General features: G+C 60.1%; 17 protein-coding genes, 1 tRNA gene and 2 pseudogenes. 12 read left to right on the forward strand and 8 right to left on the reverse strand.

Annotated features, from left to right (window positions below):
- Positions 1-15: 15 nt before the first annotated feature.
- The 5 genes from QOM10_RS24590 to QOM10_RS24610 all read left to right on the forward strand — a co-directional run bounded on the left by QOM10_RS24590 (position 16) and on the right by QOM10_RS24610 (position 4,494).
- Complete coding sequence (locus QOM10_RS24590) at positions 16-936, forward strand: ABC transporter permease (protein ID WP_316917097.1); 921 nt, start codon at positions 16-18, stop codon at positions 934-936.
- Entirely contained in the window at positions 936-1,742 is an 807-nt protein-coding gene (locus QOM10_RS24595; protein WP_150776207.1) for an ABC transporter permease, read from the forward strand. Before QOM10_RS24590 ends, QOM10_RS24595 begins: the two co-directional genes overlap by 1 nt.
- A 27-nt stretch (positions 1,743-1,769) precedes the next feature.
- Positions 1,770-2,816 (forward strand): extracellular solute-binding protein, encoded by a 1,047-nt coding sequence (locus QOM10_RS24600; RefSeq protein ID WP_316917098.1) that lies wholly within the window; start codon positions 1,770-1,772, stop codon positions 2,814-2,816.
- A 60-nt stretch (positions 2,817-2,876) separates the two neighbouring features.
- Positions 2,877-4,331, forward strand: a complete 1,455-nt coding sequence (locus QOM10_RS24605; RefSeq protein WP_316917099.1) for an amidase — start codon at positions 2,877-2,879, stop codon at positions 4,329-4,331.
- Positions 4,332-4,417: 86 nt separating this feature from the next.
- Positions 4,418-4,494: transfer RNA gene (locus tag QOM10_RS24610), tRNA-Met, on the forward strand.
- Positions 4,495-4,857: 363 nt separating this feature from the next.
- Here the strand turns inward: QOM10_RS24610 and QOM10_RS24615 are convergent.
- The 3 genes from QOM10_RS24615 to QOM10_RS24625 all read right to left on the reverse strand — a co-directional run bounded on the left by QOM10_RS24615 (position 4,858) and on the right by QOM10_RS24625 (position 6,847).
- Positions 4,858-5,082 (reverse strand): SymE family type I addiction module toxin, encoded by a 225-nt coding sequence (locus tag QOM10_RS24615; RefSeq protein ID WP_039761255.1) that lies wholly within the window; start codon positions 5,080-5,082, stop codon positions 4,858-4,860.
- Positions 5,083-5,163: 81 nt separating this feature from the next.
- Positions 5,164-5,556: a helix-turn-helix transcriptional regulator gene (locus tag QOM10_RS24620; protein WP_316917100.1), complete on the reverse strand. Its 393-nt coding sequence runs from the start codon at positions 5,554-5,556 to the stop codon at positions 5,164-5,166.
- A gap of 190 nt (positions 5,557-5,746) precedes the next feature.
- Entirely contained in the window at positions 5,747-6,847 is a 1,101-nt protein-coding gene (locus QOM10_RS24625; RefSeq protein ID WP_316917101.1) for a DUF2817 domain-containing protein, read from the reverse strand.
- A 267-nt stretch (positions 6,848-7,114) separates the two neighbouring features.
- On the opposite strand from QOM10_RS24625, the gene ggt reads away from it, so the two are divergent.
- The 3 genes and pseudogenes from ggt to QOM10_RS24640 all read left to right on the forward strand — a co-directional run.
- On the forward strand, positions 7,115-8,947 hold the full coding sequence (ggt, locus tag QOM10_RS24630; protein WP_316917102.1) for a gamma-glutamyltransferase: 1,833 nt from the start codon (positions 7,115-7,117) through the stop codon (positions 8,945-8,947).
- A 396-nt stretch (positions 8,948-9,343) separates the two neighbouring features.
- Complete coding sequence (locus QOM10_RS24635) at positions 9,344-9,712, forward strand: DUF6124 family protein (RefSeq protein WP_150776568.1); 369 nt, start codon at positions 9,344-9,346, stop codon at positions 9,710-9,712.
- 126 nt (positions 9,713-9,838) lie between these two features.
- Positions 9,839-9,991, forward strand: a pseudogene (locus QOM10_RS24640) (transcriptional regulator); the annotation flags it as partial.
- Positions 9,992-10,014: 23 nt separating this feature from the next.
- Here the strand turns inward: QOM10_RS24640 and QOM10_RS24645 are convergent.
- From QOM10_RS24645 to QOM10_RS24660, 5 genes and pseudogenes are all read right to left on the reverse strand, one after another.
- Positions 10,015-10,647 carry a LysE family translocator gene (locus tag QOM10_RS24645; RefSeq protein WP_316917103.1) on the reverse strand — a complete coding sequence of 211 codons (633 nt, stop codon included), beginning with the start codon at positions 10,645-10,647 and terminating at the stop codon, positions 10,015-10,017.
- A gap of 77 nt (positions 10,648-10,724) precedes the next feature.
- Complete coding sequence (locus tag QOM10_RS24650; RefSeq protein WP_316917104.1) at positions 10,725-11,324, reverse strand: flavin reductase family protein; 600 nt, start codon at positions 11,322-11,324, stop codon at positions 10,725-10,727.
- Positions 11,325-11,497: 173 nt separating this feature from the next.
- On the reverse strand, positions 11,498-12,106 hold the full coding sequence (locus QOM10_RS31415) for a methyl-accepting chemotaxis protein (protein ID WP_404943024.1): 609 nt from the start codon (positions 12,104-12,106) through the stop codon (positions 11,498-11,500).
- Positions 12,086-12,814, reverse strand: a pseudogene (locus QOM10_RS31420) (PAS domain-containing protein); the annotation flags it as partial. The pseudogene QOM10_RS31420 and the gene QOM10_RS31415, both read right to left, overlap by 21 nt.
- A 115-nt stretch (positions 12,815-12,929) precedes the next feature.
- Positions 12,930-14,243, reverse strand: a complete 1,314-nt coding sequence (locus QOM10_RS24660; protein ID WP_127929776.1) for an MFS transporter — start codon at positions 14,241-14,243, stop codon at positions 12,930-12,932.
- A 350-nt stretch (positions 14,244-14,593) separates the two neighbouring features.
- Here QOM10_RS24660 and QOM10_RS24665 point away from each other — a divergent pair, with 350 nt between their 5' ends.
- The 4 genes from QOM10_RS24665 (at position 14,594) to QOM10_RS24680 (ending at position 21,414) form a co-directional block, all read left to right on the forward strand.
- Entirely contained in the window at positions 14,594-16,012 is a 1,419-nt protein-coding gene (locus QOM10_RS24665; protein WP_007912940.1) for a short-chain fatty acid transporter, read from the forward strand.
- A gap of 189 nt (positions 16,013-16,201) precedes the next feature.
- Positions 16,202-17,899, forward strand: coding sequence for a molecular chaperone HscC (locus tag QOM10_RS24670; protein WP_127929777.1), 1,698 nt, complete (start codon positions 16,202-16,204; stop codon positions 17,897-17,899).
- A gap of 11 nt (positions 17,900-17,910) precedes the next feature.
- On the forward strand, positions 17,911-19,620 hold the full coding sequence (locus tag QOM10_RS24675; RefSeq protein WP_316917105.1) for a J domain-containing protein: 1,710 nt from the start codon (positions 17,911-17,913) through the stop codon (positions 19,618-19,620).
- Positions 19,621-19,719: 99 nt separating this feature from the next.
- Positions 19,720-21,414: an acid phosphatase gene (locus tag QOM10_RS24680; protein ID WP_316917106.1), complete on the forward strand. Its 1,695-nt coding sequence runs from the start codon at positions 19,720-19,722 to the stop codon at positions 21,412-21,414.
- The last annotated feature ends 116 nt before the right edge of the window (positions 21,415-21,530 follow it).

A 21,530-nucleotide genomic window follows, 5' to 3' on the forward strand; every position in this document is an offset into this window, starting at 1 on the left:
GCCGGAGAAATTGCCATGCCCGCCTTACCGATTGCCAACACGCTGGAGCGGCGTAAAGCCTTCCAGAGTTTCCTCGGGGTCAGCCCGGCGCTGATCGCCATCTGTTTGTTTCTGCTGGTGCCGATTCTGATCGTCATCGGCTATTCGCTGATGGAGGCCAACCCCTACGGCGGGGTCAACAAAGCCTTCAGCAGCGACGCCTACACCTCACTGCTGTTCGAGCGGCAACTGGACGACAGCCTCGCGTTTGCCGACTCGTATTTGCTCATCGCCCTGCGCTCGATCGGCATTGCCGGGCTGACCACGATCATCACCTTGCTGATCGGTTTTCCGGTGGCGGTGTGGCTGGCCATGCAACCGGCGCATCGCCGTGGCCTGCTGATTTTTCTGATCACCGTGCCGTTCTGGGCCAACCTGCTGATCCGCACGTACGCGTGGATTCTGCTGCTGCGCAACACCGGGGTGATCAACAACAGCCTGATGGGCATGGGCGTTATCCATGAACCATTGCAGTTGTTGTACACCGACGGCGCGGTGCTGCTCGGGCTGGTTTACACCTATGCGCCGTTCGTGGTGTTGCCGATTTACGCGACGCTGGAAAAGATGGATATCCGTCTGCTCGAAGCCGCGCAGGACCTCTACGCCGGACGCGTGCGCACCTTGCGCAAAGTGGTGTTACCGATCGCCAAACCGGGAATTCTCGCCGGCGCCATCCTCACCTTCGTGCCGTGCCTGGGGGCGATGATCGCCCCGGAACTGCTCGGTGGCGGCACGCGAATGATGCTCGGCAACCTGATCTTCCGGCAGTTCAGCGATGCACGTAACTGGCCGTTCGGCGCAGCGTTGTCGCTGGTGCTGATGGCCGCGGTGATGCTGGTGTTGACCGTGTATGCCCTGCGCGCCGAGCGCCAGCGCATCGCCAAAGGAGGTGCGTGATGATCGGAGTATTCAAACGCAAAGGGCTGGGTGTGCAGGACTTTCCCGGTTTCGGCGGCTTCAGTTTTCTGTTCTACCTTTACCTCTATGCGCCGATCGTGGTGCTGGTGGTGTTCTCCTTCAATGCCAACCAATCGGCGACGGTGTGGACCGGTTTCAGCCTCGACTGGTATCGCGCCGCGTTCGCCAATCAGGCCTTGCGCCAGGCCGCCGGCAACAGCCTGTTGATCGCGGTGTGCGCGAGCATGATCGCCACGGCGATTGCCACCCTCGCCGCCCTCGGCACCTCGCGCGGCGCCAAGTTCAAGGGCCTGCAGTTGTCGATGGGCGCGATCATGTTGCCGCTGGTGTTGCCGGAAATTGTCGTCGGTGTGGCAACGCTGGCGCTGTTCTCGACCATCGGCCTGTCGCTGGGTTACGGCAATCTGATCATCGCGCACACGGTGTTCTGCATTCCCTTCGCCTACCTGCCGATTCGGGCGCGGCTGAACGACATGGACCTGTCGCTGGAACAAGCCTCGGCCGACCTGTATGCCGGCCCTTGGCGAACCTTTCGCAAGGTCACTCTGCCGCTGCTGATGCCGGGGATTTTCTCCGGGCTGATGCTGGCCTTCATTGTCTCGCTGGATAACTTCGTGATCTCGATGATGGTCTCGCAGGCCGGCACCACGACCCTGCCGATCTTCATTTTCGGCCTGCTGCGGATGGGCGTGACACCCGACGTCAACGCCGTGTCGACGCTGATCCTCGGCGTCTCGGTGCTGTTCGTCAGCCTCTCTTACCTGTTGGGCAAAAAGAACGCCTGAACCTTCTACGACCTGTGGGGAAATAGCATGAGCAAGTGGATAAAAAGCGTCGGCACTTCGTTGTTTCTGACATTGCCGTTGAGCATGGCCGTCAGTGTTCAGGCCGCAGAGAAACTCAACGTGGTGAGCTGGAGCGGCTACTTTTCGCCGGAGATTCTTGCCAGGTTCCAGAAGCAGACCGGCATCGAAGTCACCGTCGATTCCTACGACTCCAACGAGACCTTGTTGGCGAAATTGAAACAGGGCGGCGCCGGTTATGACGTGGCGATTCCGTCGCACCAGTTCGTGCCGATCCTGATCAAGGAAAACCTGCTGGAGCGCTTCGACCCGGTCAAAGAGCCCTACTACGCCAGCGTTGTGGATAACCTGAAAAAACCGAGCTGGGATCCGGAAGGCGCGTATTCGGTACCGTTCATTTGGGGCACCACCAGCGTCGTGCTGGACTCCGCGCGTTACAAAGGTCCGGCCGACAGCTACAAGGTTTTGTATGAGCCGCCAGCCGAATTGCAAGGGCGGATCAACATGTTCGACTCGGTCAGCGACATGGTCGACATGGCCAGCCTCTATCTGAATATCCCGCTGTGCAGCGAAGACCCGAAACAGATGCAGCAGGTGCTGACGTTGCTCAAGGCGCAGAAGCCGTTCGTCAAGACCTACAGCTCCAAGGCCGGTTCGATTCGCGAGAACCTCGCCTCCGGTGAAATCGACATGTCGATGTTCTGGGGTGGTTCGTCGATGCGTGCCCGTGAGATGAAACCGACGCTGAAATACCTCTACCCGAAAGAAGGTGTGCTGGCCTGGGTCGACAACATGGTCATCCCCACCGGCAGTAAGAATCCGGCGAATGCCAAGGCGTTCATCGCCTTCCTCAGCCAGCCGGAAAACTCGGCGATGACGCAGAATTTCCTCAAGCATCAGAGCCCGATCAAAGGCGTTGAACCGTTCCTCGACGCGGCGCTCAAGGACGCGCCGGAATTGCACATTCCCGAGGGCACCAACGTGGTGTTCAGCAAGACTTGCGGCGAAGGTGCGATCCGCCTCGCCGACCGTCTGTGGACCAACCTGATGCGTTGATCTTTACCGCCCCGTCGCACTGGCGGGGCGTTTTTCCAGCCGTCTGAAAGGCCGCTTGCAATGAACTCTAATAACATCAGCGAACTGGTCCTGTTGCAGGCCCACGCGCTCGCCGAACGCATCCGCCTGCGCCAGGTTTCCTGCCGGGAAGTGATGCAGACTTACCTTGCCCATATCGAACGTTTCAATCCGTTGGTGAATGCGCTGATCAGCCTGCAATCACCGGAACATCTACTGGCTCAGGCCGATGAACGCGATGCCGAACTGGCGCGTGGCCAATACCGTGGCTGGATGCATGGCCTGCCCCATGCGATCAAGGATCTGTCACTGACCCAAGGCATTCGCACCACGCTCGGCTCGCCGCTGCACAAGGACTTTGTGCCTGAGCGCGACGGCATCATGGTCGAACGAATCAAAGCTGCCGGCGCAATCATTATCGGCAAGACCAACACCCCGGAATTCGGTCTCGGCTCGCAAAGTTACAACCCGTTGTTTGGCGCGACTGCTTGCGCGTATGACCCGACCAAAACGGCGGGTGGCAGCAGTGGCGGCGCAGCGGCGGCACTGGCGATGCACCTGGTGCCGGTGGCGGATGGCAGCGACATGATGGGGTCGCTGCGTAATCCGGCGGCGTTCAACAATATCTTTGGTTTCCGCCCGTCACAGGGGCGTGTGCCGTTTGATGACAGTGCTGATCTGTTTTTTGATCAGCTCGGTTATGAGGGGCCGATGGCGCGCAGCGTGAGGGATGCGGCGTTGCTGTTGTCGGTGCAAGCCGGGGGCGATGCACGGGCTCCGCTGTCCATCGCTGAATCCGGTGAGGCCTTTGCGGCGCCGCTGGAGCGTGATTTCAAGGGCTCGCGGTTGGGTTGGTTGGGCGACTTCAACGGTTATCTGCCGATGGAGAACGGCGTTCTGTCGCTGTGTGAGAAGACGTTTGCCGACTTTGAAAGCCTCGGCTGCCACGTTGAGTCGGTTGAGCCTGGGTTCGCGCCGGAACGGCTGTGGAGCAGTTGGCGGACGTTGCGGCACTGGATGGTCGCGGGGTCGTTGGGCGCAACCTATGCCGATCCGCAGAAGCGTGCGTTGTTGAAACCGGAAGCGATCTGGGAAGTGGAGAACGGCCTGAAGCTGTCGGCCAGCGAAGTGTTCGCCGCCTCCGTGGTGCGCAGCGATTGGTATCGGGCAATCTCGAAGTTGTTCGAACGCTACGACTATCTGTTGCTGCCGAGCGCTCAGGTGTTTCCGTTCGACAAAACCCAGCCGTGGCCAACGTCTATCGAAGGCGTGGCGATGGACACGTATCACCGCTGGATGGAGGTGGTCATCCCCGGCACGCTGTCGGGTTGCCCGGTCGCCAGCGTTCAGGCGGGGTTCAACGCGCAGGGTTTGCCGATGGGGTTGCAAATCATCGGCAAGCATCAGGCCGACTTCGCTGTCCTGCAATTGGCGCACGCTTATGAGCAGGCCAGCCGCTGGTTCCAACGCTGCCCTTCGCCGCTGCTGAGTCAGTGATTTTGATAAACGGTTGAAAGCGTAGAAAAAATTTTTAAATTTACGCTTGACGCTTTTCCATTTCAGGGGAATAATGCGCGCCACTTGGCTACATAGCTCAGTTGGTTAGAGCATAGCATTCATAATGCTGGGGTCCGGGGTTCAAGTCCCTGTGTAGCCACCAAGTACTAAAAACGGCTTACCGAAAGGTAGGCCGTTTTTTTATGCCTGCAATAATTCCCCCTCCGGTTCCCCACCTACAGAAGGCCTATCCACAGCCCTTTCGATTGGATCAGTGTGATCGCAGCCCCTCATCAGTCAGACTTTCTTACATTTTGCACTTCGCCTTTTTTCACATAAGCAAATATCAAATTCAAGATAATGCCTTCCTCACAACCAGGCATTTAGTCAGGTAATACGGGCCTCGCCCGCCATAAAATTCAAGATAATCAAAAGCGCTACTTGAGAAAAAAAGCCGCTATCCCTTGAGGGTTAGCGGCGTTTTTTCCTACGCAAATAGCGTTGCGGCTTTACTCGGACGCTTCATCTATTCCGCTGTAATCACCAGACAGCCTTTCATCACACGCACTTTGACGTTCTCGTTCACCTCGAATCCTGCCTGCCGTAACCACAGGCCGCGCAGTCTGATCCAGGGTACGGGTTTGGCGGGGCTGTAGGTTTTTTCCTTGGTGTGGACCGGGTAAAAGTCTGCGGCGATTTTCAACCGGCGTTCAGTGATGGGGGTTGATGTCGTATGATTGGTTTTAGCCATGGTTCAGCTCCTTTTAAGCTGCTTTGTGGTTAGCGGGGCCAGGGTGTTGTCGCACCTTGGTTCCGCGTTCTTTGGGTTACTTCAAATTTCTTTTTCTTCGTCGCTCGCTTTGGTCGCTGCCTGTGCGATTAGTGCGTCGAGCATCTGCGCAATGACCTTCTGTTGGACCTTCGAAAGCTCATTGATGGACTGCAGCCGTCGATACCACGTCGAGGTCAAGCTGCGTCTGGGCGTCTCCGTGTAAGAGGGAACCCCGAGCAGGACTTCAACAGGCACGCGCAGCGCAAATGCCAATTTCACCAGTGTCGTGACCGGCATGCTGCGCGTACCCTCCTCATAGCCCTGAAAGGTTTGCCGGGAAAGACCTAAGGCCCGTGCAAACCGAGTCTGTGTGATCTCGTGCACTGTGCGTAAGTGAGCAATGCGACTGCCCAGCGCCACCAGAAAATCGCGATCCTCATTGGAAACACTCATGACAATGGCCGACTGAAAATAGAGTTGAATGGCAACGGACTCATCCTTTTCATCTGAAATCCATCCTGGAAAAAACGATAGAAACCATCCTCAGGTAAGGGCGCGTAAGTTGTCGACCTGAAAAATCTGTAGGAGAAATGCAGAGCAACCGCCAAGTTGCGGCGAGGTACTACAGGCGCGAAATGCCTTTTCAGCAAGCCAACGCCGCCACCCCTTTCGCCCAGATTTGCCGAGTGCGCAAACCGACCATTGCTCGCCAATCCGGATCAGCCGGATAGAACTGCTCGAGCAGATTCAGTTTGATCTCACGCCCTACCGCATCCAGCGGATCACCGTGCAAATGCAGCCAATGGTCATCACGTAAATGCCGATGCACAGCCGGCCCCGGATACGTCCCGCACTCGATCACGAACGGCATCAATTGCACGTCCGGCAATGCATTAAGCAACGCCTGTGAGGTGTAACCGGTGGCAGTCGCGGCCACTCCGGTTTCGCTCAAGGTGTCGGCGCCGGTGTGCAGCGTGTAAAGCCATGGGCCATAAATTGCCTGGGCCTGCGCGAGTGCCGGGTAAGGCGCCTGGGTGATGGTCAGCAACATCGGATGACCGTACTCGCCGGCGCCGGTGTGCAGGTCGAAGCACATCACGGTTTCCGCTCCCGCCAGATGCGCGTCGATGATTTGATGCAAGGTGCGATTCGACCAGCTCGGCGCGCGGCCACCGTAAAACAGTCCATCGGGATGACTGTGCTGACCGCCCTCGACAATCGACATTACTGCCGGCCAGCCGTGTTCGTTGATCTGCGCATCGAGCAAGGCATCCGCGCGTTGGCGCTCGGGGCCATGCAGATCGGTGCAGGCGTAGATTTCATGCAGTGCCGCGTACGCGCGGTTATCCGGTAAGGGTCCTGTGAAATCGAGGTGATTGCGGTTGAGGTCGATGTTGTCTTCGTTGACCCGGCGGAACCACGCCGTACCCCATGGGTTGATCAGGTGCACCATCACCACTGCGACATCCTTGGGCAGCGATCCGGGTGCGAAGGTTTTCAGCCATTCGATCTGGCAATCCGAGCCGTAATAGCCCTCGACTCCGTGGGTACCGCTGAGCGCTACCAGCCGGCGCTTGGCCAGCGGATCGCCGAGCACGGCGACGTCGGTGCTCAGCGGTTCGCCGAATGGCCCGCAGCGTGGATGTGCGTAGGAGGTGAGCGCGGCACCGGCGGCATTGGCGGCGGCGATGAACTGTTCGCGTTGATCGTGGTAGCTGGATTTGGTGGGGAACTCGCTGTGCATGCCTGGCCTCTTGTGATTTTTATGCCTTTACCTGTAGGAGTGAGCCTGCTCGCGATAGCGGTGGTTCAGTCAACACTGATGTTGGCCGTAATGCCGCTATCGCGAGCAGGCTCACTCCTACAGGGGATGTTGGTGCTCCATAAATTTGCGGTTGACCCTAGCGAACATCCGCCCCGAAAAGAAAGACAAAAATGCCCATCGGTTTGCGTCGCGACCGAGCGGTCGATAAAGTCCCTGAGACTTTTATCCCACGGACGGAGAGCCCGCGTGTTTTCAGCCTTGCCCTTGAGCCGCTTTCGCCTGCCTGCCCTGACGCTGATCATCAGCGCCCTGACCCTCACCGCGTGCAACGCCCCGCCCTCTTCGACCCTGCCGCTGGCCCCGGAAGCCGCTTCCGGTTTCCGCACCGATCTGCAAACCCGTCACGCCAGTAAACACATGGCCGCCGCTGCCAATCCTCTGGCTGCTGAGGCCGGTCGCGAGATGCTGCGTCAGGGCGGTTCGGCGATTGATGCGGCGATTGCGATGCAAGCGGTGCTGACGCTGGTTGAGCCGCAGTCTTCCGGGATCGGCGGAGGCGCGATGATCGTGTTGTGGGACGGTAAACAGGTGCGCACGTATGACGGCCGCGAAACCGCACCGGCCGGAGCCACCGAGAAGCTGTTCTTGCGTGCCGATGGCCAGCCTATGTCGTTCCCGCAGGCGCAGATCGGCGGTCGTTCGGTCGGTACACCGGGCGTGTTGCGCGCGCTGGAGATGGCACATAAACAACACGGTCGCCTGCCGTGGGCGAAGCTGTTTGAACCGGCGATCAAACTGTCCGAGCAAGGCTTTGCGATATCTGCGCGTTTGCACTCGCTGCTGGAATCAGATCCAGTCATCCGCCAGTCGCCGGATATGGCCAAGTACTTCCTCAACACCGATGGCAGCGTCAAAGCCGTCGGCACGCGCCTGCAAAACCCGGCTCTGGCCGCAGTGCTCAAACGCATTGCCAACGAAGGCCCGGATGCGTTGTACAAAGGCCCGATCGCTGAAGAAATCGTCGCCAAGGTGCAGGGCCACGCCAACCCCGGCAGCCTGTCGCTGAACGATCTGCAGCGCTATCAGGCCAAGGAACGTGCGCCGCTGTGCACCGATTACAAACGCTGGCAGGTCTGCGGCATGCCGCCACCGTCGTCGGGCGGCATCGCCGTGGCGCAGATTCTCGGTACGTTGCAGGCGCTGGATACCCGCGATCCACGTCTTTCGCTGACACCGCTCAAACCGCTGAAAACCGACAAACCGGCCGGCATTGAACCGGATCCGCAAGCCGTGCATTTGATCGCCGAAGCCGAACGCCTGGCCTACGCCGACCGCGCGCAATACGTCGCGGATACCGACTTCGTGCCGGTGCCGGTCAAAGGCCTGGTCGATCCCGGTTATCTCGCCAGCCGCGCCAGCCTGATCGGCGAGCGCAGCATGGGCAGCGCCAAACCGGGCACCCCGCCGGGCGTACAAGTGGCCTACGCGCCGGACCGCTCGCCGCTGCGCATCTCCACCTCGCAAGTGGTCGCGGTGGATGACCTCGGTGGCGCGGTGTCGATGACCACTACCATCGAAGCCGCGTTCGGCTCGCACCTGATGGTTCAGGGCTTCTTGCTGAACAACCAGATGACCGACTTCTCGTTCATCCCCGAAGAGAACGGCCAGAAAGTCGCCAACCGCGTCGAACCCGGCAAACGCCCGCGCTCGTCGATGGCGCCAACGCTGATCTTCGATCGCCACAGCGGCGAATTCGTCGCCACAGTCGGCTCGCCGGGTGGTTCGCAAATCATCGAATACGTGGCGAAAACCACCGTCGGCCTGCTCGACTGGCACCTCGACCCGCAAAGCGCCATCAGCCTGCCCAACTTCGGCAGCCGCAACGGCCCCACCGAACTGGAACAAGGCCAGTTCAGCCCGGCGCTGATTCAGGCACTGAAAGACAAAGGGCACGCAGTGAATGAAATCGACATGACCAGCGGCACCCAGGCCATCGTGCGGGCCAAGGATGCGCAGGGGAAAGCGTCGCTGGAGGGTGGCGCGGATCCACGGCGTGAGGGGGAAGCGCTGGGGGATTGAGGCTAGGACGCAAAACAAAAAGGCTTACCGCGAGGTAGGCCTTTTGCTTAGCACACTGCGTATTTCAAATCGGGATGTTTAAAAGCTGCGAGGTAAACAGAGAACCGTCCCACAAGGTTTTCAGGTTGTCCGTCGGACGTCAGCTCTCTAGCCTGTACTCGTCGCTGCCAATTCAGTGACCGGGATTGGAAACCCCGAGTAGAACCGAGCGCACAAGCGCCTTTCATAACGTATCCTTGCGCACCTTCATGGTGTGCACTCCGTTATGGCGGCTGTGCGCGGGAGACCTTCGGGTCAACCGGGTTCTCCGTTCCCCGGGTTTCCAACCTGCGTACAGCTGCCACCTATTCGTTCGGAAACCGAATCGGCCAGCTCCTATCCTGATCGGAGAACACCATGAAAAAGCCAACACCCAATCCCCCCGAAACAGACACCGACTTAACATCCCCGTACGCAACGATCGACAGCAAAAAACTCAACGAAGCGGCCGACCGCGCCCTCGACCACTACCTCAAACCGACCATTCACATCATGGCGTCCGCCCGCGTAGCTGAACCCATGTACCTCGCCAACCCGGTGTACGACACCGAATCGCTGCTGGCCAATGCCAGTGAATCCTTGGGTTCGGTCACCGAGATGCTCAACAATTTCGCCGCCGTGCTGGATACCGCGCACCGCAAGACCGCGCTGGGTATCGCGCAAATCGTCATGCTGAGTGAGTTGGCGGTGAATCAGGCGCTGGATAACGTTCAGCCGGTTACGTAGTTTTCGCAATGCATAAAAAATCCGATGCCGTGCAGGCATCGGATTCTTATCTCCTGGCGTTGCCCGGCATAAACCTGGCGTCCCTTATTGCCCTATGAGGCAGACTCCTTTGAAGTGGAGTAATCCATGAACGTACGCCCCATTCATAACGAAGACGACTATCGTGCGGCGCTTAAGAACGTGTCTGCACTTTTCGACAACGAGCCAGTACCGGGCACTGCTGAAGGGGATCACTTCGACATCATGATCAGCCTTATCGAAGCCTACGAGGCCAAACAGCTTTCACATCCAAGATCTATGGCTCAGCGATTAGCCACCAGATGCGCACCAAACAACAGATAGCAACCGCCCGCGAAGCGATCCAGCCATTGCCGCGAACGCTCATACACACCAGCGATCCGGCGACTGGCGAAGAACAACGCGACGCAGCAATACCAGCTGAACGACAGCGTCGCCATGGTCATCACCGCCAGTGCCAGTAACAGTGGCGGGATGTGAGCCGGCATGGCCGTGGCGAAAATGGTGGCGACGAATAATGCTGACTTGGGATTGGTCATGTTGCCCAGAAAGCCGCGGCCATAAGCGCCGAGCAACGTTTGCTGCGAGTCATCCAGCGTACCCGCGACGATCGGCGCCTTGCGCTTGAACTGCTTGAGCCCGAGGTAGATCAGGTAGCAGCCACCGGCAATCTTGAAGCTCAGGTACAGCGTCGGCGCGGCACTGAACAGCGACTGAATGCCCAAGCCACCCGCCAGCCCCCACAACACGGTTCCGCTGGCCACGCCGAGCGCCGCGACGACACCGTGGCGGCGGGAACGGCTGACCGCCAGTTGCGCGATGTTGAAGAAGTTCGGGCCGGGCGTGACCACGGCCACAGTCCACAACAGGGCCAACGACAACAACGGCGCCAGATAACTCGAAAGGGAAAAATCCATGGGGGTATGCGCCTGATTGGGTTCGACGATGCCCTCTACCTTGCAACATCCCGCAATGTTTTGCCATCAGCCGCCATTCAGACCGCTAGCGTCTTGCCATCCACCGCATCACCAATCGTCAGAAAATGCCCGCCCGCCACGTGGTGCAAGGTGCGCAAACCATCGTGCCCTTCGAAATGCCAGCGCCCGTCGCTGAACACGCGTTCATCGGCGTGGGCGGCGATGACTTCGGCGAGGAACAGATCGTACTGCTCGTGATTGCGTGGCTCCGGCAGCAAACGGCATTCGAGCCAGGCCACACAGCCGTCGAGCAAAGGTGCTTCGACCTGTTCGCCGGCAAACGTCTGCAAGCCGTACGCCTGAAACTTGTCTTGCCCTTGGGTTTGGCTGATGTCCAGGCCCGACGTATTGCCGACGGTTTGCACGATGTCGGCCTGATTGACGCACGGGACGTTGAGCACGAACGTACCGGACGCTTCAAGCAACTGGCGGGTCCAGGTGGACTTATCGAGGACGACGGCGACTTTCGGTGGCTCGAAATCCAGCGGCATGGCCCAAGCGGCGGCCATGATGTTGCGCTGGCCGTCGTGGGCGGCGCTGACCAGTACGGTCGGCCCGTGATTGAGCAAACGGTAGGCTTTGTTCAGGGGCACCGGGCGGCGGTGGGAATCGCTCATGGGATCTGCTCCGCGGGAAAAGGAGCCGATTGTAGCGCCAGACCACAGAAAGAAGGCGGGTGAAAAACCTGTGGGAGCGAGCTTGCTCGCGAAGGCGATAGGTCAGTCACATCAATGTTGAATGACACACCGCTTTGGCGAGCAGGCTCGCTCCCACATGGGATCAGTGCAGGTCAGTGGGAGAGTTGATTGGCGAACTGGCCCACTGCGTTGACGACTTTCTGCGCACCGTCCTGAATTTCGACAATCACCGTGCCCGCCTCGGCCGCCAACGCCAGTCCTTGTTCAGCCTGAAGCTTGCCGTCGGTCATCAGCGCCACGGCGTTGCGCGCCATTTCCTGGTTCTGCCGCACCACGGTGACGATCTCTTCAGTCGCCTGACTGGTGCGCGAGGCCAGTTGTCGCACCTCGTCGGCCACCACCGCAAAACCACGCCCCTGCTCACCGGCGCGCGCCGCCTCAATGGCAGCGTTGAGCGCCAGCAGGTTGGTCTGTTCGGCAATGCCGCTGATGGTTTTGACGATGGTGCCGATCACCTGCGACTGCTCGTTCAGTGCCTCGATGCCCTCACCGGCAGCCTGCATGTGCCGCGACAGATCACGCATCACATTCACCGCCTCGGTGACCACGGTGGTGCCACGTTGCGCGGTGCTGTCGGTTTGCTGCGAAGTGCTGTAGGCGATGCTGGCTGCGTCGGCGACGGCTTGTTCGCGGTTGACCTGATCGGTGATCACGGTGGCGAACTTCACCACTTTGTACAGTTTGTTGTTGGCATCGACCACAGGGTTGTAGGACGCCTCCAGCCACACCGTACGACCATGGCTGTCGACACGCTTGAAGCGATCAGCCACGAATTCGCCGTTGTTCAAACGGCGCCAGAAGTTCTGGTACTCGGCGCTGTTGTATTCCTCCGGGGTGCAGAACAGGCGGTGATGTTTGCCCTTGATCTGCGCCAGGCTGTAACCCATGCCGCTGAGGAAGCGATCGTTGGCGTTGAGCACATTACCGTTGAGGTCGAACTCGATTACCGCGGTCGAACGCACCAGCGCACCGATCAGGTTTTCGTGTTCACGAGAAGCTTCGATGGTGCGGGTCAGGTCGCTGGCGAACAGCGAAATATGCTTGATTCGCCCGTCCGAAGAACGCACCGGTTGCACGATCGAACGCAGCCACGCTTCTTCACCATTGCCACGCAACAGGCGTACGGCACCGGCGAAATGCTCGCCACGGGTCATGGCGTTTTTGAAGCGATGATGGAATTCGTCGGACTTCACGTGGGCCGGGACGATGTCTTCAATCGCCCGACCGATCAGGTCCTGACTCTTGTAGAGCATCTCGGTAAGAAAGTTCTGGTTGACCGACTGAATGCGCCCGTCGGGCTCAAGGTTCAGCACCAGCATCTCGCTTTCCAGGCTTTCCTTTACCTGCACGAGGCTGGAGAGTTCTTCACGAAGAGCGGCCAGCTCTTGCTTCAAGCGTTTGTTGAACATGGGGAGTACCGATGGGCAGGTTGGAAAGCGGGATGCAGCCTAACCATCGGCCTTGAAAATCTTTTCTGAAGAGCGTTTGCGACCCGACGGTCAAAAATAGTTCCAAGCTACCGAGTCAGGCAGTTCCCGCCACCTGGCAGGGTCCCGTGCGCGGCATCCGCGAGCCGAAATACGCCGCTGTCAGGAGGCCCACCACACCCATCACCGCGCAGAACATCACGCAGATCCATGGGCTCCATGGCATCAGACCAATCAGCAGCAGCGGTGTGATACTGGCCCATGCGGCGTAGGCAATGTTGTAGGTGAAGGAAATGCCTGACACGCGAATACGCGCCGGGAACAACCCGACCATCACCGACGGCACTGCGCCGACAACACCGCACGCAAGACCGGCCAAGGCGTAGGCGGCGCCGACCCAATCACCACCGCTGATCAAACAACCGTAAAGCACGCCGACGCCCAATGGCAGCAACAGGCTGTAGAGCATGACCGTGCGCCACGCGCCAATGCGATCGACCAGCAACCCGGCGATCACGCAGCCGATGTTGAGGAAGACAATGCCCAGTGCACTGAGGGCGAAGGTGTGGCTGGCGGTCATGCCGAAGGTTTTCTGCATCATGGTCGGCGTAATGACGACGAACACCACCACCGCCGAGGTCAACACACAGGTCAGCAGCATCGCTGGCAGCATCGCCAGGCGGTGCTCGCGCAGCACCGTGCGCAGCGGCAGCTCTACCCGCGCTTCGCGCTGCGCTTCCATGGCCATGAACACCGGGGTTTCGCTCAGCCAGCGGCGCAGATAAACGCCAATCACGCCGAACACGCCACCGAGCAGGAACGGGTAACGCCAGGCGTAATCGAGGATTTCCGCCGGGGTGAACACTTGTGCGAGGAACGTCGCGGTCAACGCGCCGATCAGGTAACCGAAGGTCAGCCCGGCCTGCAAAAAGCCCAAGGCATAACCGCGATGGCCGGTCGGCGCGTGCTCGGCGACGAACACCCAGGCGCTCGGCACTTCACCGCCTACCGCTGCACCTTGGAGGATGCGCAACGCCAGCAACAGCAACGGTGCGAAGTAACCGATCTGCGCGTAGGTCGGCATGATCCCGATCAGCAGGCACGGCAGCGCCATCATCAGGATGCTCAGGCTGAAGACTTTCTTGCGCCCGAGTTTGTCGGCGAAATGCGCCATCAGAATACCGCCCAAGGGCCGCGCCAGATAACCGGTGACGAAAATCCCGAAGCTTTGCAGCAAACGCAGCCACTCGGGCATTTCCGGCGGGAAAAACAACTGGCTGAGGGTCAGGGCGAAGAACACGAAGATGATGAAATCGTAGATTTCCAGCGCGCCGCCAAGGGCCGCAAGGCCGAGGGTCTTGTAGTCGGAACGGCTGAACGGCGCAGGTTTGGCCGGAGATTGGGCAGTCATGGCAAAGAACTCGGAAACAGGCAAAAAACCAAGGCGCCCATGGTCTACGCAAATGGGCGGATGAACAACCCGTTAGACCATAGTCCCGGTTTTGCAAAACCGGCTCACAAAGCATCGGCAGTTGAATTACTGTTAATGCCTGTCCAGCGGGACCACGCCAACCCCGGCCAACCGCAGTGAACCTCATGTGGGAGCGAGCCTGCTCGCGAAAGCGTCAGCCCAGCCAACTTCAATGTTGAATGTGCCGGCCTATTCGCGAGCAGGCTCGCTCCCACAGGGATCTCTGTGTTGTGGAGATCGGCGAGCGTTCCCGCGGACCACAATAACCATAAAAATCCGAGGTATTCCCTGTGGCCGTTGATATCGAAGATAGCCGCTCCGCACGCTTTGCCCTGCGCTGCTCCAGCTTTGCCGAACGCTGGTTTCCCGATTCCTGGGTGTTCGCCGCACTGGCCGTGATCATCGTCGCCCTGGCCACACTGGCCATGGGCGCTAAACCCACCGATGCGGCGATGGCGTTCGGTGACGGCTTCTGGAGCCTGATCCCGTTCACCATGCAGATGGCCTTCGTGGTGATTGGTGGATACGTAGTCGCCAGCTCGCCACCCGCCGTGAAACTGATTGACCGGTTGGCACGCATCCCGAAAAACGGCCGCTCCGCTGTGGCGTGGGTCGCGTTAATCTCAATGGTCGCCTCGTTGCTCAATTGGGGTCTGTCGCTGGTATTCGGCGGTTTGCTGGTCCGCGCCCTCGCCCGCCGCACCGATCTGAAAATGGATTACCGCGCCGCCGGTGCCGCTGCCTATCTGGGCCTTGGGGCGGTGTGGGCGCTGGGTCTGTCGTCGTCGGCCGCGCAGTTGCAAGCCAACCCGGCCAGTCTGCCGCCGTCGATCCTGTCGATCACCGGGGTGATTCCGTTCACCGAAACGATTTTCCTCTGGCAGTCGGGCGTGATGCTGCTGGCGCTGATCGTGATCTCGATCATCATCGCCTACGCCACCGCTCCCGGGCCGAACTCGGCGCGCGACGCCAAGGCCTGCGGCATCGACCCGGCCTTCAACCTGCCTCCGCTGCAACCGCGTACGCGTCCCGGTGAATGGCTGGAACACAGTCCGCTGCTGATCATCGTGCTGGTATTGCTGGCGGCGGGATGGCTGTTCCACGAATTTTCGACCAAACCGGCGATCACTGCGATTTCCGGGCTGAACACCTACAACTTCCTGTTCATCATGCTCGGCGCCTTGCTGCACTGGCGGCCGCGCAGTTTCCTCGATGCCGTCGCGCGTGCGGTGCCGACCACCACCGGCGTGTTGATCCAGTTCCCGCTGTATGGCTCGATTGCCGCGCTGATGACCACGGTCAAAGGCACCGATGCGCAAACCCTGGCGCACCACATATCGACGTTTTTCGTCAGCATCGCCTCCCACGACACCTATGCGCTGCTGATGGGCGTGTACTCGGCGATACTGGGTTTCTTCATTCCGTCGGGCGGCGGCAAGTGGATTATCGAAGCGCCGTACGTGATGCAGGTCGCCAATGATCTGCAGTATCACCTCGGCTGGGCGGTGCAGATCTACAACGCGGCCGAAGCGCTGCCAAACCTGATCAACCCGTTCTACATGCTGCCACTGCTCGGCGTACTGGGACTGAAAGCGCGGGATCTGATCGGTTTCTCGTTCGTGCAGTTGCTGGTGCACACGCCACTGGTGCTGCTGTTGCTGTGGGCGCTGGGGACAACATTGGCGTATACGCCGCCAGTCATGCCGTAATCCAGAGCGGGGTGCAGTCATGCTGGCCGCGCCCCGCACTTTTCTCCTGAAACAGCCCTGTATCGGGCTGCCTGTCGTAAATAATGGCTCAGAGCCATCATCCTGCTTTACCGCATCGTCCCCTCGGTAATATTCTGCGCGCCCATAAATGTTTCATTTTTTTACCAAGCGCAAAGGGAGTTCGTTGCAATGATCGTAGGGATTGACCTGGGAACCACCAACAGCCTGGTCGCCGTCTGGCGTGGTGATGCCACCGAGTTGGTGCCCAATGCCCTGGGTCAGTTCCTGACACCGAGCGTTGTCGGGCTGGATGATCAGGGCCGGATTCTGGTCGGTCAGGCGGCGCGCGAGCGTCTGCACACGCATCCGCGTCTGACCGCATCGCTGTTCAAGCGCCACATGGGCAGCGCCACGGAAGTTTATCTGGCCGACAAGGCATTTCGCCCGGAAGAACTCTCCGCCTTGGTGCTCAAGAGCCTGAAAGAAGACGTCGAGCGCGCTTTTGGCGAAACCGTCACCGAAGCCGTGATCAGCGTCCCGGCCTACTTCAGTGATGCCCAGCGCAAGGCCACGCGGATCGCCGGCGAACTGGCCGGGCTGAAGGTCGAGAAGCTGATCAACGAGCCGACCGCTGCCGCCCTCGCCTATGGACTGCACCAACGGGACAAGGAAACTTCGTTCCTGGTTTTCGACCTCGGTGGCGGCACGTTCGACGTGTCGATTCTGGAGCTGTTCGAAGGGGTCATGGAGGTGCGCGCCAGCGCCGGTGACAACTTCCTCGGTGGCGAAGACTTCGACACCGTGCTGCTTGAGCACTTCATCAGCCAACACCGCTCGGCCGCAGACTTCCCGGAGCGCAGCAGCGTCATCCAGCCCCTGCGTCGCGAGGCCGAGCGCGTGCGCAAGGCGCTGGGGCAGGACGACAGCGCCGAATTCCGCTTGCAGCTCGGTGAGCGGCAGTGGACGCAAATCATCACCCAACAACAGTTGGCAACGCTGTACATGCCGCTGCTCGAGCGCCTGCGCGCGCCGATTGAGCGGGCGCTGCGCGATGCGCGCATCCGTGTCAGCGACCTCGACGAGATTTTGCTGGTCGGCGGCACCACGCGCATGCCGCTGGTACGCAAACTCGCCGCCGGGCTGTTCGGCCGCTTCCCGTCGATCACCCTCGACCCTGATCAGGTCGTGGCACAAGGCGCGGCCATTCAAGCGGCACTCAAAGCCCGCGCCGCAGCGCTGGAAGAAGTGGTGCTGACCGATGTCTGCTCCTACACGCTGGGTATCGAGACCTCCACTCAGGTCGGCCGCACCTATGAGAGCGGCCATTACCTGCCGATCATCGAGCGCAACAGCATCGTGCCGGTGAGTCGGGTGAAAACCGTTTACACCCTGCACGACAATCAGGAACAGGTGGTCGTGCGCATCTTTCAGGGCGAAAGCCGCCTGGTCAAAGACAACGTCGCACTCGGCGAACTGGACATCAAGGTGCCGAAACGCAAGGCCGGCGAAGTTGCCCTCGACGTGCGTTTCACCTACGACAACAACGGCCTGCTCGAAGCCCAGGTGAAAATCCCCCTGACCGGGCAACAGCATTCGCTGGTCATCGAGAACAACCCGGGCGTGCTGTCACCCGAGGAGATCCAGCAACGCCTGGCGAACCTTGCGCAACTGAAGATTCACCCGCGCGAGCAACAGGTCAACACGCTGCTGAGTGCACGTCTGGAGCGCCTCTATCAGGAAAGCCTGGGCGATCTGCGTGATCTGATGGGCGATTGGGCCAAGCAATTCCAGATCGCCCTCGACTCTCAGGATGAACGCCAGATCCGTGAAGTGCGCACCGACTTGAGCCGACGCCTGAGCGAACTTGATCGCACCCCGTGGCAATAAGGAGCCTGGCCATGGATTGCTGGTCGGTGCTGCACCTGCACGATGACGCTGAAGCCCGCGACATCAAACGCGCCTATGCGCGCCTGCTGAAAACCTTCCGCCCCGATGAGGATGCCGAAGGTTTCCAGCGCTTGCGCGAAGCCTACGAACAAGCGCTGGCGATTGCCCGGTGGCGCCTTGAAAACGCTGAGCCTGCCGACGATGAAGACGTCGCCGTAGCCACGGCTTCCAGCGCCTTTGCCGCGCTGGCATTGGATGCCGCACTGGCAAAAACCCCGGCGCAGGATGTTGCAGCATTTGAGTTCCCGCCCGTCAGTCCGGCCGCCCCGCAAGCGTTTACGCCGCCCGAGAAGGACGATGTTCGACGTGTCGAGCCACTGGCGGCGGACGCTTTTGTGGACGCCCAAGCCATTGAAACGCAGGCCGCCCTGCAACTGCTCGAAGATCTAACGCCCGACAACCTCGACGAGCGCTGGAATCAGGCGCAACAGCAAAGCTGCGCCAAGGCCTTCGAAAGGCTGTTGCTGCAGCTGTGCTTTGAACATCCCCACCTGCGCAGCCCGGTGCTGAATTGGGCCGTCGAGCAACTCGGATGGTTGGGGCCGTGGCAAGAAGTCCTGATGAATGATCATCAGCGCGACCGGCTCGCTGAAAGCCTGATGGCCGATTACCGAAACGCCTTGCAGACGCTGCTCGAAAGCCAGAGCGAACGCGAATTTCTCAACGTGCTCAAACGCTACAGCGCTCAACCGTGGCTGCAGGTATTCGATCGCCGTGAACAATGGCAGCAAACCCTGCTGCACTTGCTCAATGACACTGAGTGGAGCGTGCCGCTGTTCGACCGCATCGGCCAACTGTTCGGCTGGGATCACAACAAAGGCCTGCACCCGCAACCGGACTGGCTCTGGGACACCTTGATCGAACGCTGCGATCAGGAAAGCTTCTATGACAATCTGCGCGCCAAGGCTGAAAGCGACCGGACGTGGGCGGCCGACGTGCAAGCGGCGCATCTGTTGATCAATCCGCTCAAGCCCCTGCAGCAGAAGAAGATCATCGACGGCTTTGGTCAGAATGAATGGCAGGCCTGCCATGACTTGTCGGAAAAACTCACGTGGCGTTTCCCCGAACTGCTCGCTCGCTTGCCCTACGCCGATGTTTTTTACTGGCGGCGGTTCCTTCCGCGACCGATTGCCGCCGAAACCTGGGTGTGGGTCTGGACGGCGATTGCCTTGGCGCTGTTCCTGCAAACTCTGCCCTCCCAACAAAAAACCGCCATGAACCTCGTCTTCATGCCGATGTTATTTGCCTGCGTGCCGGTCTGGTTTTTCCGCTTTGCCCTGAGTTGGTGGGTGGTGCTCACGTCCTATGTCATCGTGCCGGACCTGTGGCTCACCGAATGGCTGATTCCGCGCAAATGGAACCCTGACACGCGCTGGCTGGTGATACGCCATGGAGTACCGCAAGGGGTGATGGTGCTGCTGTTTTCGCTGTTGCTTGGCCCGCTGGGGGCGCTCACTTATGTCGGCACGCTCTTGATCGGGCTGGTGCACAAACGCCGTATCGGCTCGCTCGATACGGAGCTGAGCCAACGTCGTCCTTGGCTGACAGCGCTGCACTGGGCGCGCTTCAGTCCGTTGCAATTGCTGTTTCTGGTGGTCATGACCGCAATCACGGCAGCCAGCAGACTCGGTTTTTCGCTCAGCCAACTCATGCCCGGCTAGGCAAGCAGCGCCGGTGCCGCTTGTCATCCCTCCGTCACATTCACTTGCTAGCGTCCGCCCGAAACATACTGAAACAATTAAGCAAGAACGGGCTGACAGATGAAAGACGACACAGACGGCACTGACGCACCTGAATCCAATCACCCCACCGACACCAGTCGCCGCCGCTTCCTTGGCGGCGTCGCGGTGCTGGGTGTCGGTGCCACGCTGACCGGGTGTGGCAGCACCAGCGATCAACCGGGTAAACCGGCCGAGCGCCCGCTGACGCCCGCCGAGCTGGACAAGGCCCTGCGCGACCAAGTGAAAACCGTGGTGGTGATCTACGCCGAAAACCGCAGCTTCAATAACCTGTTCGGTGATTTCCCCGGTGTCGAAAAACCGCTGTCAGCGCTCCAGCCCGGCGACTATCAACAACGTGACCGCGACGGCTCGCTGCTGCAAACCTTGCCGCCCGTCTGGGGTGGCGTGCTGCAGATCGGCCCGCAAACCCTCGATGGCGTGACCTACCCCAGCGCCACGCAGTTTCAGGAAAATTTGCCCAACGCCCCCTTCGCTCTCAAAGGCCCGAACGCTGAAGATTTGCCGTTCGGTCTGGTGACCCGCGATTTGTGGCACGTGTTCTATCAGAATCAGATGCAGATCAACGGCGGCAAAAACGATGGCTTCGTTGCCTGGGCCGATTCCGGTGGCTTGACCATGGGCCACTACGCGCAGAGCCGTTATTCCCTGCGCCTGTGGGACGTCGCTCAGGAATTCGTGCTGTGTGACAACTTCTTTCAGGGCGCCTTCGGTGGCTCGTTCCTCAACCATCAGTACCTGATCAGCGCCACCGCACCGTTCTATCCAGACGCGGCCAATTCGGTGGCCAAGTCACAGATCGCCGCGCTGCAAAGCGACGATCCGGCCGATTCGCGCCTCAAACCGCTGGAGCAATCCCCCGCCAGCGCCATGAGCGGCCCACCGCAGTTCGGCCCGAGTGCGCTGACCCCGGATGGCTTCGGCGTCAACACCCTCGCCCCGCCCTACTGGCCCACATGGATTCGCGACCCCGAGCGCCCGGCGTACTCCAAAGCGGATCTGCCCAACGTCATGGTGCCGCAGACCCACGAACACATCGGCGACAAGCTGTCGAAAAAGAACATCGATTGGGCCTGGTACGCCGGCGCATGGCAGGCGACGCTGGATCAGTACAAGGATTCCGGCGGCATTCCGAAGATTCCGAATTTTCAGTATCACCACCAGCCGTTCAACTACTTCAAGCAGCAAGGGCCGGAAAACCCTGACGAGCGCAACAAGCGTCTGCGTGATGCTGGCTTGGGTGACGAATCGAGCAGCAACAAGTTCTTCGCCGATGCCGACGCGGGCAAGTTGCCGGCGGTGAGTTTCTACAAACCCCAGGGCAACCTGAACATGCACGCCGGTTATGCCGACGTGGCCTCCGGGGACCGGCACATCGTCCGCGCGTTGAAAGTGCTGCGCGAAAGTCCGCAATGGCAAAACATGGTGGTAATCGTCACGGTCGACGAGAACGGCGGCTGGTGGGATCACGTCGCACCGCCCAAGGGTGACCGCTGGGGCCCCGGGTCACGCGTGCCGGCGCTGGTGGTGTCGCCGTTTGCGCGCAAAGGCACGGTGGATCACACGGTCTACGACACGGCGTCGATCCTGCGGCTGATCACCCGTGTCTTCCAGCTGGAGAGCCTCGACGGCCTCAAACAACGGGACGAGGCGATGATCGCGCGGGGCCAGAAACCTATGGGCGATTTGACCAACGCCCTGCATTTTCAAGCTTGAAAACCAGCCCTGCGAGTTTGCGCAAAATTCTGCCGATGACGGCTTCTCTGTCAAACGCGGCTGATCCACTATGAGCCGCCCCCGAAACGCGGGGAACCGACGCTGAAAAGGATCTG

The organism is Pseudomonas sp. P108 (assembly GCF_032613195.1).
Lineage (GTDB): Bacteria > Pseudomonadota > Gammaproteobacteria > Pseudomonadales > Pseudomonadaceae > Aquipseudomonas.

Coding starts and splice junctions, on each gene's coding strand:
- QOM10_RS24635 (WP_150776568.1), top strand. CDS start 9,344: ATGAAAAAGCCAACACCCAATCCCCCCGAAACAGACACCGACTTAACA.
- QOM10_RS24615 (WP_039761255.1), bottom strand. CDS start 5,082: ATGGCTAAAACCAATCATACGACATCAACCCCCATCACTGAACGCCGG.
- QOM10_RS24650 (WP_316917104.1), bottom strand. CDS start 11,324: ATGAGCGATTCCCACCGCCGCCCGGTGCCCCTGAACAAAGCCTACCGT.
- QOM10_RS24680 (WP_316917106.1), top strand. CDS start 19,720: ATGAAAGACGACACAGACGGCACTGACGCACCTGAATCCAATCACCCC.
- QOM10_RS24625 (WP_316917101.1), bottom strand. CDS start 6,847: ATGCACAGCGAGTTCCCCACCAAATCCAGCTACCACGATCAACGCGAA.
- QOM10_RS24670 (WP_127929777.1), top strand. CDS start 16,202: ATGATCGTAGGGATTGACCTGGGAACCACCAACAGCCTGGTCGCCGTC.
- QOM10_RS24605 (WP_316917099.1), top strand. CDS start 2,877: ATGAACTCTAATAACATCAGCGAACTGGTCCTGTTGCAGGCCCACGCG.
- QOM10_RS24590 (WP_316917097.1), top strand. CDS start 16: ATGCCCGCCTTACCGATTGCCAACACGCTGGAGCGGCGTAAAGCCTTC.
- QOM10_RS24620 (WP_316917100.1), bottom strand. CDS start 5,556: ATGAGTGTTTCCAATGAGGATCGCGATTTTCTGGTGGCGCTGGGCAGT.
- QOM10_RS24675 (WP_316917105.1), top strand. CDS start 17,911: ATGGATTGCTGGTCGGTGCTGCACCTGCACGATGACGCTGAAGCCCGC.
- QOM10_RS24600 (WP_316917098.1), top strand. CDS start 1,770: ATGAGCAAGTGGATAAAAAGCGTCGGCACTTCGTTGTTTCTGACATTG.
- QOM10_RS24660 (WP_127929776.1), bottom strand. CDS start 14,243: ATGACTGCCCAATCTCCGGCCAAACCTGCGCCGTTCAGCCGTTCCGAC.
- QOM10_RS24645 (WP_316917103.1), bottom strand. CDS start 10,647: ATGGATTTTTCCCTTTCGAGTTATCTGGCGCCGTTGTTGTCGTTGGCC.
- QOM10_RS24595 (WP_150776207.1), top strand. CDS start 936: ATGATCGGAGTATTCAAACGCAAAGGGCTGGGTGTGCAGGACTTTCCC.